This window comes from Gordonia hongkongensis (assembly GCF_023078355.1).
Lineage (GTDB): Bacteria > Actinomycetota > Actinomycetes > Mycobacteriales > Mycobacteriaceae > Gordonia > Gordonia hongkongensis.
The window spans coordinates 2,679,790-2,693,529 of the sequence record NZ_CP095552.1; the positions used below are offsets into that span (position 1 = coordinate 2,679,790).

At 69.3% G+C, this 13,740-nt stretch carries 12 protein-coding genes; 11 read left to right on the forward strand and 1 reads right to left on the reverse strand.

Going from position 1 to position 13,740, the window contains the following annotated elements; translation table 11 throughout:
• The first annotated feature begins 160 nt into the window (after positions 1-160).
• The 5 genes from cobN to MVF96_RS12175 all read left to right on the forward strand — a co-directional run bounded on the left by cobN (position 161) and on the right by MVF96_RS12175 (position 8,867).
• Positions 161-3,940: a cobaltochelatase subunit CobN gene (cobN, locus tag MVF96_RS12155; RefSeq protein WP_247449183.1), complete on the forward strand. Its 3,780-nt coding sequence runs from the start codon at positions 161-163 to the stop codon at positions 3,938-3,940.
• Between the two features lie 180 nt (positions 3,941-4,120).
• Positions 4,121-4,630: an FxsA family protein gene (locus MVF96_RS12160; RefSeq protein WP_247449184.1), complete on the forward strand. Its 510-nt coding sequence runs from the start codon at positions 4,121-4,123 to the stop codon at positions 4,628-4,630.
• A 109-nt stretch (positions 4,631-4,739) separates the two neighbouring features.
• Positions 4,740-6,374: an amidohydrolase gene (locus tag MVF96_RS12165; RefSeq protein WP_205334013.1), complete on the forward strand. Its 1,635-nt coding sequence runs from the start codon at positions 4,740-4,742 to the stop codon at positions 6,372-6,374.
• Entirely contained in the window at positions 6,371-8,065 is a 1,695-nt protein-coding gene (gene lnt, locus MVF96_RS12170) for an apolipoprotein N-acyltransferase (RefSeq protein ID WP_247449186.1), read from the forward strand. Before MVF96_RS12165 ends, lnt begins: the two co-directional genes overlap by 4 nt.
• Positions 8,049-8,867 (forward strand): polyprenol monophosphomannose synthase, encoded by an 819-nt coding sequence (locus tag MVF96_RS12175; protein WP_247449187.1) that lies wholly within the window; start codon positions 8,049-8,051, stop codon positions 8,865-8,867. The genes lnt and MVF96_RS12175 overlap by 17 nt, the downstream gene beginning before the upstream one ends.
• Before the next feature lie 78 nt (positions 8,868-8,945).
• Here MVF96_RS12175 and MVF96_RS12180 read toward each other — a convergent pair whose 3' ends face one another.
• Positions 8,946-9,290, reverse strand: a complete 345-nt coding sequence (locus MVF96_RS12180) for an RNA polymerase-binding protein RbpA (RefSeq protein ID WP_058250448.1) — start codon at positions 9,288-9,290, stop codon at positions 8,946-8,948.
• A 386-nt stretch (positions 9,291-9,676) separates the two neighbouring features.
• Between MVF96_RS12180 and MVF96_RS12185 the strand changes: the two genes are divergently transcribed.
• The 6 genes from MVF96_RS12185 (at position 9,677) to MVF96_RS12210 (ending at position 13,737) form a co-directional block, all read left to right on the forward strand.
• Positions 9,677-9,958, forward strand: coding sequence for a hypothetical protein (locus MVF96_RS12185; protein ID WP_065632033.1), 282 nt, complete (start codon positions 9,677-9,679; stop codon positions 9,956-9,958).
• A complete protein-coding gene (locus tag MVF96_RS12190; RefSeq protein ID WP_065632032.1) occupies positions 9,955-11,106 on the forward strand; it encodes a DUF475 domain-containing protein in 1,152 nt (383 codons plus the stop codon). Before MVF96_RS12185 ends, MVF96_RS12190 begins: the two co-directional genes overlap by 4 nt.
• Before the next feature lie 200 nt (positions 11,107-11,306).
• The gene (locus MVF96_RS12195) at positions 11,307-11,528 is read left to right on the forward strand and encodes a DUF3263 domain-containing protein (protein ID WP_065632045.1); all 222 of its coding nucleotides are present in this window, start codon (positions 11,307-11,309) and stop codon (positions 11,526-11,528) included.
• 35 nt (positions 11,529-11,563) lie between these two features.
• Complete coding sequence (locus MVF96_RS12200; protein ID WP_065632031.1) at positions 11,564-11,887, forward strand: hypothetical protein; 324 nt, start codon at positions 11,564-11,566, stop codon at positions 11,885-11,887.
• Positions 11,884-12,630 (forward strand): VOC family protein, encoded by a 747-nt coding sequence (locus MVF96_RS12205; protein WP_065632030.1) that lies wholly within the window; start codon positions 11,884-11,886, stop codon positions 12,628-12,630. Before MVF96_RS12200 ends, MVF96_RS12205 begins: the two co-directional genes overlap by 4 nt.
• A gap of 99 nt (positions 12,631-12,729) precedes the next feature.
• Entirely contained in the window at positions 12,730-13,737 is a 1,008-nt protein-coding gene (locus tag MVF96_RS12210; RefSeq protein ID WP_058250453.1) for an oxygenase MpaB family protein, read from the forward strand.
• Positions 13,738-13,740 lie beyond the last annotated feature (3 nt).

Below are 13,740 nucleotides of genomic sequence, written 5' to 3' on the forward strand. Positions count from 1 at the left end.
GCGAGCGGGCTGAAGCCGGTGCGATTCCGGCGCGGTCGCGCCACTGTGACCGGGGGTCGGCATCGGCCGGACATCCGGAAGTCAGACCAGTCCCTCGCACTGCACCCGCCACCCACGGCACCGACACGCACCGGGCGCGACAACCCGGCGAGGAGACACGATGATCCTGCTGCTCTCGACCTCGGACACCGATCTGCTCACGGCCTCGGCGGCCGACGAGGGCAGCGCGTCGCCCGATGCGTCGGTGTCCTACCGCGGCGCGAATCCCTCTCGCATCCTGATCGAGGACATCCCGCGCCTGGCCGCCGACGCCGACCTCATCGTCGTGCGCATCCTGGGCGGTGTACGCGCCTGGGAGGACGGGCTGGCTGCGGTCGAGGCGACCGGCAAGCCGCTCGTCGTGTGTTCCGGTGAGCAGCAGCCCGACCCCGATCTGATGGCGCACTCGACGGTGCCCTCCGGCGTCGCCGCCCAGGCCCACGACTATCTCGCCGCGGGCGGTGTCGCCAACCTCGTGAACCTGCACCACTTCCTGTCCGACACCGTCCTGCTGACCGGCAACGGTTTCGAACTCCCGCAGCAGACGCCCGCGTGGGGCGTGCTCGAACGTTCTCCGGCCGCCGAGCCGTCTCTGCTCCCTGAGTTTCGAGGAGCACACGCTGAGGCTTCCATGCTCCCTGAGGTGCGAGGAGCGCAAGCCGCCGGGCCGAGCGAGCGACGAAGGAGCGCGTCGAGGTCGACGAGCCACGAAGGGCCCGACGCCCCCACCATCGCGGTCCTTTACTACCGCGCCCAGCACCTGGCGGGCAACACGCGGTACATCGCCGCGCTGTGCGATGCGATCGAGGACCGCGGGGCCCGCGCGCTGCCGATCTTCTGCGCGTCGCTGCGGACCGCCCCCGACGACCTGCTCGAGCTGCTCGGTACCGCCGACGCCCTCGTGGTCACGGTGCTGGCCGCCGGTGGCGCCACCCCGGCCACCGCTTCGGCCGGCGGCGACGACGAGGCGTGGAACATCGAACGGCTGGCCGCCCTCGACATCCCGATCCTGCAGGGTCTCTGCCTCACCGGGTCCCGCGCGGACTGGGAGGACAGTGATGACGGCCTGTCGCCACTCGACGTCGCCACCCAGGTGGCGGTGCCCGAGTTCGACGGCCGCATCATCACCGTGCCGTTCTCCTTCAAGGAGTTCGACGACGACGGATTGCCGTGGTACCAGCCGGATCTCGAGCGCTGCGCACGGGTGGCGGGGATCGCCACCGCGCACGCCCGGTTGCGTCGGACCCCGGCCGCCGACAAGCGGATCGCGGTCATGTTGTCGGCCTACCCGACGAAGCACGCGCGGATCGGCAACGCCGTCGGTCTCGACACCCCGCGCAGCCTGCTGCGCCTGCTCGCCGCGATGCGCGACGCCGGCTACGACATCGGCCCGGAGTCCGGTCCGGACGCGATTCCCGGTCTCGCCGACGATGATTCGGATGCGCTGATCCACCAGATCATCGCCACCGGCGGTCAGGATGCGGATTGGCTCACCGAGGAGACCCTCGCCGCCAACCCGATCCGCCTGTCGGCGCGCGACTACCGGTCGTGGTTCGACACCCTGCCCGAGGGGCTTCGCTCGGCGGTCATCGAACACTGGGGTCCCGCACCGGGCGACCTGTTCGTCGACCGCACGCGCAACCCGGTTGGCGACATCGTCATCGCCGCACTGACCTTCGGCAACATCGCGATCATGGTGCAGCCGCCGCGCGGGTTCGGCGAGAACCCGGTCGCGATCTACCACGATCCGGATCTGCCGCCGTCGCACCACTATCTGGCCTCGTACCGGTGGATCGCGGCGCACGACACCGGCTTCGGCGCCGACGCCATCGTGCACGTCGGCAAACACGGCAACCTCGAGTGGCTGCCCGGCAAGAACCTCGGCATGTCGGCGGACTGCGGGACCGACGCCGCCCTCGGCGACCTCCCGCTCGTCTACCCGTTCCTGGTGAACGACCCGGGCGAGGGGACGCAGGCCAAGCGCCGCGCTCATGCGGTTCTCGTCGACCATCTGATCCCGCCGATGGCACGCGCCGAGTCCTACGGCGACATCGCCCGGCTGGAACAGCTTCTCGACGAGCACGCCAACATCTCCGCACTCGACCCGGCGAAGCTGCCCGCGATCCGCCAGCAGATCTGGACACTGCTGACCGCGGCGAAGATGGACTCCGATCTCGGGCTCACCGAACGGCCCGACGAAGAGGTCTTCGACGACATGCTGCTGCACGTCGACGGGTGGCTGTGCGAGATCAAGGACGTGCAGATCCGTGACGGGCTGCACGTGCTCGGCGAGCCCCCGCGCGACGACGCCGAGGTCGACCTCGTCCTCGCCATGCTGCGCGCACGCCAGCTCTGGGGTGGCACGTCGGCCCTGCCCGGCCTGCGCGAGGCCCTCGGACTCGTCGAAGACGGCTCGGCCGAACGCGGTTCCGTCGACGCCGTCGAGGCGCAGGCCCGCGAACTCGTCGCCGCCTGCGCGAAGGACGACTGGTCGACCGAAGCAGTTGCCGCGGCCACCGCGGGACTGCCCAGCGCGGTCGGGGATGTTCTCACCTTCGCGGCGACCGAGGTCGTCCCGCGCCTGCGTCAGACGACCGGCGAGGTCCCGCGGGTGCTGCACGCCTTGGACGGCGGGTTCATCCCGGCCGGACCCAGCGGGTCACCGCTGCGCGGGCTGATCAACGTGCTGCCGACCGGACGCAACTTCTACTCGGTCGACCCGAAGGCCGTGCCCTCACGGCTGGCGTGGGAGACCGGCCGCGCGATGGCCGACTCCCTTCTCGAGCGTTATCTGACCGACCACGGCGAATACCCGGCGTCGGTGGGGCTGTCGGTGTGGGGGACCAGCGCCATGCGCACCTCGGGTGACGACGTCGCCGAGGTGCTCGCGCTGCTCGGGGTCATGCCGGTGTGGGACGAGATGTCGCGGCGGGTCTCCTCGCTCGAGCTCATCGGCCTCGAGGAACTCGGACGTCCCCGCATCGATGTCGCCGTCCGCATCTCTGGCTTCTTCCGGGATGCCTTCCCGCACGTCGTCACCATGCTCGACGACGCGGTCGCGCTCGCCGCGGCCGCTGACGACGAGTCCGACGAGCAGAACTTCGTCGCGGCACACGTGCGCGCCGCGATGTCCGAGCACGGCGACCGGCGTCGGGCCGTGACACGTGTCTTCGGTTCCAAGCCCGGCACCTACGGCGCCGGCATCCTGCAACTCATCGACTCACGGGACTGGCGCAGCGATGAGGACCTGGCCCGCGTCTACACCGAGTGGGGCGGTTACGCCTACGGACGCGACCTCGACGGGGTGCCCGCGGTCGACGACATGCGCGCCGCGTACAAGCGGATCGCCGTGGCGGCCAAGAACACCGACACCCGCGAACACGACATCGCCGACTCCGATGACTACTTCCAGTACCACGGCGGCATGGTCGCGACCGTTCGCGCTTTGACTGGTTCCTCGCCGGAGGCCTACATCGGCGACAGCACCCGCCCCGACTCCGTCCGCACCCGCACGCTGTCGGAGGAGACCAGCCGGGTGTTCCGCGCCCGCGTCGTCAACCCGCGCTGGATCTCGGCCATGCAGCGCCACGGATACAAGGGGGCCTTCGAGATGGCTGCCACCGTCGACTATCTCTTCGGTTACGACGCCACCACCGACGTCGTCGCCGACTGGATGTACGAGAAACTCACCGAGTCCTATGTCCTCGACGAGACGAACCAGCAGTTCATGCAGCAGTCCAACCCCTGGGCGTTGCACGGCATCGCCGAACGTCTCCTCGAGGCCGTCGAACGCGACATGTGGCGCGAACCGCCGGCCGAGCTCCTCGACGCCCTGCGCACCGTCTACCTCCAGACCGAGGGCGACATCGAGGGCCGCGGCGAGGACGCCTCTGCCGGCTGAGCCGCCCACCGCCGCCTGAGCCGCCCTCCGCTGGTTGAGCCGCGCACCGCCGGTTGAGCCGCCCTCCGCTGGTTGAGCTTGTCGAAACCCCCCCGGGACAAAACCGCGTCGTCGTTCGTTGTCCACGCAGACCCTGACGTCAACGGGTGCCGAAGGGCACCGAAGGACAGGTGAAGCATCATGGCTCTCCGCTGGTTCGCGGCCTACGCCGTGCTGGAGATCGCCGCGTTCGTCGCGATGGTCATGACCCTCGGATTCGGCTGGGCGGTGCTCATCAGCCTCGCCGCCGTGGTCCTCGGATTCGTCGTCCTGCGCTGGCAGGGCGGCAAGGTCTTCGACGAGCTGCGCCGCGCGTCGAGAAACGAGGTCGACGCCCGCGCCCCGCTGGCCGACACCGCGCTCGTCGCCGTGTCGACCATCCTTTTGGTTGTCCCGGGCGTCGTGTCGACCGTGGCCGGGACCCTGCTGCTGTTCCCGCCGACCCGTCGGGTGATGCGTCCGGCCGTCGCCGCGGTGGGTGCCCGCCGTGTGGCGACCGCGATGGACCGGGCCGGGATGTATGCCACCGGTGTCTACGGCGCCGGACGTGGCGCGACCGTCGTCGAGGGTTCCGTCGTGGAATCCGACACGCCCGAGCCGGGATCTTCGTCGTCCCCGTACGGCACCCGAGGTCTGCCGCAGGGCCACTGAACAGGTCCTGATCTGCGCCCGAGCGCAGCACAACCCACTGGGGTCCCGGAACACACGCACCCCGGACCCCTCGCCACCCTCCTCCGACGGCAAGGCACACTGAACGATCGTGGCAACCCAACTGCTTCTCGGCGGCGCCGTGTACTCGCCGGCCGCCCCCGACGCGACCGCGATGGCCGTGACCGACGGAATCGTCGTCTGGGTCGGGACCGACGACGTCGGCCGCGCACTCCATCCCGACGCCGAGGTCATCGACCTCGCCGGACACTTCGTCAGTCCCGGGTTCGTCGACTCCCACGTCCACCTGACGTCCACCGGGCTCGGACTCGACGGCCTCACCCTGAACGAGGCGTCGAGCCGCACGCACTGCCTGCGGCTGGTGGAGAAGGCCGTGGCCGCCGAATCCGCCCATGACGAAGGCGACCTCATCTGGGGTCTCGGCTGGGACGACTCGACGTGGGCGGGCGCCGAACCCGACGACGGTCGTTTCCCGACGACCACCGAGCTCGACGCCGTCGTCGGGACCAGGCCGGTGTACCTCGCCCGGATCGACGAGCACTCCGCGGTGGCGTCCACCGCGCTGCGACGCCTGATCCCGGACCTGGCCGACGCCGTCGGGTATCACCCGGAGGAGCCGCTGGTCGCCGAGGCCCACCACCTCGTCCGCGGCGCGGCCCGCCTGCTGGTCACCGCGGCGCATCGCGAACGCGCACAACGCCGCGCGCTCGACGGGGCCGCCGCCCACGGGGTGGTGGCCGTGCACGAGAACGGCGGACCGGACATCAGCGGCATGGACGACTTCCTCGCGCTCGCCGAACTCGACCATCCCGTCGAGATCCGGCGCTACTGGGGCCAGGCCGTCACCGACGCCGACCACGCCCGCGAACTGATGTCGATCACCCGGGCCGATGCCCTGGGCGGTGACCTGTTCATCGACGGTGCCATCGGCTCCCACACCGCGTGGCTCTCGGAGCCATACACCGACGATCCGCACACCAGCGGTATCAGCTACCTCGACCCCGACCAGATCCGCGATCACCTGCGCGCCTGCACGATCGCGGGCATCCAGGCGGGCTTCCACGTCATCGGCGATGCCGCGACCGGTGTGGTCGTCGGCGCACTCGCCGAACTCGCCGACGAACTCGGCACGCCCGCGCTCGCACGCTGTGCGCACCGGCTCGAACACGCCGAGATGGTCACCGCCGCCGGCGCCGAGGTCCTCGCCCGCTGCGGCGTCATCGCCAGCATGCAACCGTTGTTCGACGCCGAATGGGGCGGTCCGGGCGACCTGTACGACGCCCGTCTCGGGGCGAGCCGTGCGGCCACCCTCAACGACTTCGCGATGCTGGCCAAAACCGGTGTCGCGCTGTCGTTCTCGTCAGACGCACCGGTGACGGCCATCGACCCGTGGTCGACCATCCGGGCCGCCGTGCACCATCATCAGCCGACCAATGCGATCTCGGCGCGCGGCGCGTTCGCCGCGACGACCCGCGGCGGCTGGCGGGCCGGGGGAGTCAACGACGGTGTCACCGGGACCCTGACGCCCGGCGCCCCGGCGAGTTACGCGGTGTGGGAGGTCGACGAGCTCGTCGTCGCCGGATCCCACGAGAAGGTCCAGCGGTGGTCGACCGATCCGCGGTCGCGGGTGCCCGCGCTGCCGGACGTCTCACCGGGGGCCGCGCTGCCGCGCTGCGTGCGCACCGTGCATCGCGGCCGGACCCTGTACGACCGGGACGCCGGGTGAGTCCCCCGCGGGTCTCCCGATCCCGGATCTCAGCGTCCTGGCTCGCACGTACCGGGACCGCCGCCGCCGCGGGCTTGGCGATGTGGGCCGCGTTCCCACCGCGCAACTGGTGGTTCCTCGCGGTCCTCGGCCTCGGCCTGCTGTTCGCCGCACTCTTCGTCGGGTCGCCCCGGGTGCGCACCGGCGGGTGGATCGGCTTCGTCTTCGGGCTGGCGTTCTTCGTGCCGCTGTTGCCGTGGATCGGCGTCTACGTCGGTCCGCTCCCGTGGCTCGCCCTGGCCGCGGTGCTCGCCGTCTACCTCGCGCTGTTCGGCGCGATCGCCACCCTGACGATGCGCCTTCCGGTGCCCCCGGTGTGGTTCACGTTGTCGTGGGTGCTCGTCGAAGGGCTCCGGTCCGCCTTCCCGTTCGGCGGGTTCCCCTGGGGGAGAACCGCATTCAGTCAGGTCGACGGACCGCTGCTGCCGCTGGCCTCGGTGCTCGGCGCACCCGGGCTGTCGGCCGGTGTCGCGCTCTTCGGCTCCGCCGTCGCCTGGCTGCTCGTGATCCTCACCCGGGCGTACCGGCGCACGACGACCGTCTCCGACCCCGAGCACGCCGACGGTCCGGGACCGTCCACCGAACGTTCCTCGGGCGTGGTGCGCATCGCGACCGCCGCAGTGGCCATCGCGCTGCTCGCACCGATCGCCGCCATCGCGGCGACCCCCGCCAGCCTCGACCGCAACATCGCGACGTCCTCGGCCCGGATCGGTGCCATCCAGGGCAATGTCCCGCGACTGGGTCTGGATTTCAACGCCCAGCGGCGCGCTGTCCTCGACAATCACGTCCGCACGACGATGTCCTACGGCCGGGCGATCGACACCGGGCAGACCGAGCAGCCCGACTTCGTCCTCTGGCCGGAGAACGCCTCGGACATCTCGCCGCTGGACAACGAAGACGCGGCCGCCGGCATCACCGCAGCCTCCGAGGCCGTCGACGCGCCGATCCTGGTCGGCACGCTCATCCGCAACCCCGATGGCCGACCCACCAATTCGGTCCTGGTCTGGGACGGCGCGCAGGGCCCGGTCGACCGCTACGACAAGCACATCGTCCAGCCGTTCGGCGAATACCTCCCGTGGCGGCCGTTCTTCCGCCTCTTCTCGTCGTATGCGGACATGGCCGGAGACTTCCGCCCCGGCACCGGACCCACCGTGGTCGATGTGCCCGGTCGCTCGGGGACGGTGACCGTCGGTGTCGCGACCTGCTGGGAGGTCGCCTTCGACCGGGCCGCTCGGCAATCCGTCCGGGACGGCGCGCAGATGCTGTTCGTGCCCACCAACAACGCGACCTTCGGCCGGACCGAGATGACGTACCAGCAGTTGGCCATGTCACAGGTCCGGGCCGTCGAACACGGGCGGTCCGTGGTCGTCGCGGCCACCAGTGGGGTGAGCGCCGTCATCGAGCCGGACGGATCCATCAGCCAGCAGTCCGGCATATTCACCGCGGACGTGCTGACCGGGCGTCTGCCACTCCATGAGGACATGACCCTCGCGACCCGCCTGGGCCCCTGGCCGGAGGTGATCGCGATCATCGCGGCGGTGGCCGGGCTTTTGTTTGCGCTGCGCTCGCGTACTAGGTTCTCACTCAGGCCACGCAGGGTCGCCGCACGGGCGACCGGTGACACGAAGGAGCTCGATGGCATCGGGGATTGACGCCACGGCAGGGCAGCGGCGGCCCGACGACGCGCCGCAACGCGTGGTCGGCGCCGACGGCACGGGCGCGCTCGTCGTCGTGCCGACGTTCAACGAACGCGACAACCTGCCGCTCATCATCGGACGTCTGCAGGACGTGCTGCCGGGAGTGCATGTCCTCGTGGTCGACGACTCGAGCCCGGACGGCACGGGTGACGTCGCCGACGACCTCGCCCGCGCCGACGCGGCGACCCGGGTCCATGTCATGCACCGCGTCGACAAAGACGGCCTGGGCAAGGCGTACCTCGCCGGCTTCGCGTGGGGACTCAACCGCGACTATGCGGTCATCGTCGAGATGGACGCGGACGGCAGCCACGCGCCTGAGCAGCTGCACCGCCTGTTCGACGCCGTCAACGACGGCGCGGATCTCGTGATCGGGTCCCGTTATGTCCCGGGCGGCAAGCTGGTGAACTGGCCCAAGCGCCGGGAGTTCCTCTCCCGCGGTGCCAACACCTACGCACGTCTGGCCCTCGGTGCGGGCGTCCACGACATCACCGCCGGGTTCCGCGCCTATCGCCGCATCGTGCTGGAGAAGATCCAGCTCGACACCGTCGAGTCCGCGGGTTATTGCTTCCAGATCGACCTGGCGTGGCGCACGGTGCGTGCCGGCTTCGACGTCCGGGAGGTGCCGATCACCTTCACCGAACGTGAGATAGGGGTGTCCAAGATGAGCGGCGGCGTGATGTCCGAGGCGTTCACGATGGTCGCCCGCTGGGGAGTCCAGAGCCGCCTCGAGCGCTGGGGACTCGTCCGGACGCGATGATCCGCTGAGCAGACGGACAGACCCGGCAGGATGTCCTGCCGGGTCTGTCCGGTTCCGGGCGTCGGGCGCCCGCGGGTGTCAGTTGGTGATGCCCTTGCGCCGCTGCTTGAGCAGGTCGAGGCGCTCGTTGAGCAGCACTTCGAGCTCTTCCTCGCTGCGACGCTCGAGCAGCATGTCCCAGTGCGTACGCGGCGGCTTGGTCTTCTTCTCCTCGGGCTCGGCACCCTCGAGGATGGTGCCTTCCATGCCGTTCTTGCACGGCCACTTCGACGGGACCTCCGCGTCGTCGGCGAACGGCACGTCGAAGATCTCGCCGTTGTCGGTGCGGTACTGGACGATGCGTCGTGGCGCGAGGTCGTGGTCACGATCGGTCTCGTAGCTCACCGCGCCGAGGCGGCTACCCCGAAGTACTCGATCTGCCATGAAGGGTTCCTCTCAACTTCGTCGGATCTCCCGGTCTGCCGGGAGATCTCTGTTGCATTCCAGGTTCGTGCGCAACGCTGCGCACGACTTTCGGGTCGTCAACAGGAACATTCTACGCGCATTCCTGCGTGGGTTCGCCACCGGCGACGACCCGTGTTGTCCACGGCGGTCCGCGGGGCCGCCGCCGGGAGCGCAGCGAGCGGGGCGAGTGTGTGCCGCCGCCGGGAGCGCAGCGAGCGGGGCGAGTGTGTGTGCGCCGCCGGGAGCGCAGCGAGCGGGGCCGGTCGTGACAGCGGTACGGTCTCGGTGTGGAACCAGGCACTACGCACGGCGTACAAACGGGCGCATCGCGTCGGCGTCGGCCGTACGCCTGGTGCGGCCGCACGATGGTGGACTCCGAGATGGGGCGTCGGCGGAAGTACTGCAAGCGATCGTGCAGGCAGCGTGCCTACGAGCAGAGAACGCTGCTCGAGGGCACATCCATTCCCGACGACGCGGTGATCCTCTCCTCGGCGGAGGCCGCCGACTTCGGCGACCGGATGTTCGCGCTGCGGTGCGCCGCGGAGGACCTCGGCACCGCGGTGGCCGAAGGTGCCGAACACGACGTGCTGGCCGACCTCACCGACACGCTGCTCGAACTCGCGCGGGAAGCCGAGAAGCTGCGGTGACCGCGCGCATCTTCGCGCCCTCGCTCGTCGTCACGCTCGTGGCCCTGGTCGTCGCCTACCTCTACCTCGGCTGGACCGGCCTCGCCCTGTGCGCCATCCTCGGCGTGCTCGAGGTGTCCCTGTCGTTCGACAACGCGGTCATCAACGCGACGATCCTCGAACGGATGAGCGCGTTCTGGCAGAAGATGTTCCTCACCGTCGGCGTGCTCATCGCCGTGTTCGGCATGCGTCTCCTGTTCCCGCTGGTCATCGTGTGGATCACCGGAGGTCTCAACCCCGTCGAGGCGCTCGACCTGGCGATGAACCCGCCACCTGAGGGGCAGACGCATTTCGCCGACGGTCAGCCCAGCTACGAGACGATCCTCACCGAGGCCCACCCGCAGATCGCGGCGTTCGGCGGGATGTTCCTCCTGCTCCTGTTCCTCAACTTCGTGCTCACCGAGCGCCCGCAGACCTGGCTCACGTGGCTCGAGAAGCCGCTCGCCACGCTCGGCAAGCTCGACCAGCTCGCGGTCGTACTGGCCGCCCTCGCGCTGGTTCTCACCGCCGAGTTCCTGGCGCCGGACGAGAGCCGCGCGACCGTCCTGATCGCCGGAATCCTGGGCATGGTCACCTACATCACCGTCGACGGGCTCAGCTCGATGTTCATGGCCGAACCGGAATCGGACGGGCCGGAATCGGACGCGACGGAATCAGGCGGGCCCGGATCACACAGGTCCGGATCGAACGGCTCCGGTCCGCACCCGGTCACCGTCGCCACCGGCAAGGCCGGGTTCTTCCTGTTCCTCTATCTCGAGCTCCTGGACGCGTCGTTCTCCTTCGACGGGGTGATCGGCGCCTTCGCCATCACCTCCGACCCGATCATCATCGCGTTGGGGCTCGGATTCATCGGCGCGATGTTCGTGCGGTCCATCACGATCTACCTTGTCCGCAAGGGCACGCTGGAGGAGTACCGCTACCTCGAACACGGTGCGCACTGGGCCATCGGCGCGCTGGCCGCAATCCTGTTGATCAGCATCGAGATCGAGATCAACGAGGTGATCACGGGGCTCGTCGGCGTGGCGTTCATCGGCGCGTCGCTCGCCAGCAGCATCCGCGCGAACCGGCGCGAAGCGCGTGCCGGGACCGGCGATCGACTGGCGGTCTGAGCTTCTCCGCGGCCGTCCTCGAACGTGCGATGAACATCTGCGGGACCTTTGGAATCAGCATGGGCCGCCTGCTGTCTTCTGTCGGTCGACAGGTGTAGAAATGACGACGTCGGTGACGTGTGTCACGCAGGAGCCGAAGCCGAGTGGCTCCGCGACACAGGTCCGGGTTTCAGGTCGAAAACGCAGATTCGGTGGTCTTCATGGACAGCAAACAGCAGCAGATGATCCAGTTCGAGACGGACTGGTACTCCCTGGGCGGGGGCTCCTCCCGGCAGATCGTCGAGGAGTTCGGCCTCACCGATCGGGACTTCTTCTCCCAGGTCGACCGCCTCGTCGACACCGACCCGCCGTCGGGATTGACCGCTGCGGAGCTGCGCCGCATGCGCCAGGTCATCCGCCGTCGGCTGTGGATGGCCCGCTGATCCCAGCCCGCGCGCGGCTCGGGGATAATCGACGGGTGCCCTTCTCCGATGACGATCTCGAAGCGTTCTATCGCGATGTCGAGGCACGCACGGCGTTCCGCGAGCAACCCCGACGCCGGCGCAACGCCGGCATCGACTATCCAGCCTGCCCGACGCCGGACAAACTGCCGTTCGCCTCGCCGGCCGACGCTCGTGAGGGCATCGATCGACTCCGCCGCCACCTCGTCGGTACCGCCCCGGAGCTGCGCTACTACGAGTGCTCCTGCCGCGCTTGGCATATCACCAGCTCAGCGCAACTGATCCATCGACGGGTGCCGCCGGCGCCGGCTCGTCGTCGGAAGGGTAAGAAGAAGCGGTGACGATTCCGCCCGCCGGCCCGCACGCACTCGTCGACCTCGCGAGCGACGACCCGTCGACGACCGCCGAGACCTACCAGCGGTTGCTCGGACGCGAGGTCGGTACGGGCGCCGACGGCCGGCGAGTGGTGAACCTCGGCAACGTCGCCCTCTCGATCCGGCCGTCGGCCGGCGAGCCCGACACCCACGACGTGTACTTCACGGTCGACGACATCACGGCGTCCCGGCGTCTACTCGGCCGGCGCGGGTATCCGCTCGCGGACACCGTCCTCGGAGCGCTGGGTGAGACCAGTCCCGTCGGGATCGCCGAACGACCCGAATCCGGAGTCGCCGCCGACGGCGATCTGACCGGCCTCGACCACCTGGTCTTCACCTGTGACAACCGCGATGTCGCCGTCGCGCTGTTCGCCGGCACCTTCGGCCTCGATTTCCGTCTCGACCAGCCGATCGGGCAGGACGCCCGTCAGCTGTTCTTCCGGCGCGACGACCTGATCGTCGAGGTCGTCGCCGCGCCCCGCCCGCCGGCCGACCCGGTGCCGTCGTCGCCGGTCATGCTCTGGGGTGTGGCATGGCGGTCGACCGATGTGGACACGACCCACGCGCGTCTGACGGCCGACGGACTCGATCTCAGCGAGGTCCGCATCGGACGCAAGAAGGGCACGCGGATCTTCACGGTTCGCCACCGCGAACTCGCCACGCGGACCGTGGTCATCGGCCCCGAGGCCGGACCCGACTCGCTTCAGTAGCCGAAATCCGACAAAAGGTGGGTTTTCGGGAACGCCTGCGCTAATCTGACTACGAATGTTGTCGAATTAGTAGTATCCGAGACCGATGTTGGGGGCACCATGACCGCGGTACACGAAGAACGGACAGCGTCCGAACCCGCAGCGAGTGACTTCGTGGCGGGCGAGCCGCTGCTCAACCACCGCGACGACGAGATCGAACTGATCCCGCCGGACTCGCTGACCGCCAAGCTCACCGGCATGTACACGTTCCTCCCGATCAACGGGGCGGCGTTCGTGATGCAGGTGATGCACCCCGTCATCGGCGATGTCGTCGACAAGTATTCAGTCTTCCGCACCGATCCCGTGGGACGTGCGATCCGCTCCGCCGACTCGGTGCTGCGCTGGACCTACGGCGGTCAGGAGGCTCTCGAGGAGGGCAAGCGTCTCCGCAAGCTGCACCAGCCGCTGCAGATGCGCAACTCGGAGGGCAAGCACATCAGTGCACTCAACCCGGAGGCGTACGCCTGGGTGATCGCCACCGCGCTACCCACGATCGAGACCGCCGCGCCGCTGGTGCTGGGCCGTCACTTCACTCTCGAGGAGCGCAAAGAACTCCTGCGGGACAACCGCCGCATCGCCAAGATCGTCCAGGTACCGATGAAGAACTACCCCGAGACCCTCGAGGAGTTCGACGAGTACTTCGACGATTTCATCGAGAACAAGCTCGTCCGGCACCCGGTCGCGCTGGAACTGATCGGTCAGATGCGCGCCGCGCCCGTGGTCCCGAAGTCGGTGCCCAAGGCGTTGCGCCCCGCCGTGAAGAAGGCCGCTGCCACCGCGTCGGTGCCGTTCCAGAACTTCAACTACCTGACCACCGTCGGCGTCATGGATCCGCGGGTGCGCGAAATCCTGGGCCTGAGCTGGTCCGACGCCGAGCAGCGTCACCTCGAGCGGATTCATCGCAATCTGCGATTCGCCTACCGCACCCTGCCGGAGCGGCTGACGTACTTCCCGCTGGCCTATCACGCCCGGCGTCATCACGACGCGATCCAGGCCATGAAGGTTCGCGAGAAGGCAAGCGCTGCCTACCAGTACCACCCCAAAGAGGGTGCGGCGCACCAGGGCTGAGCG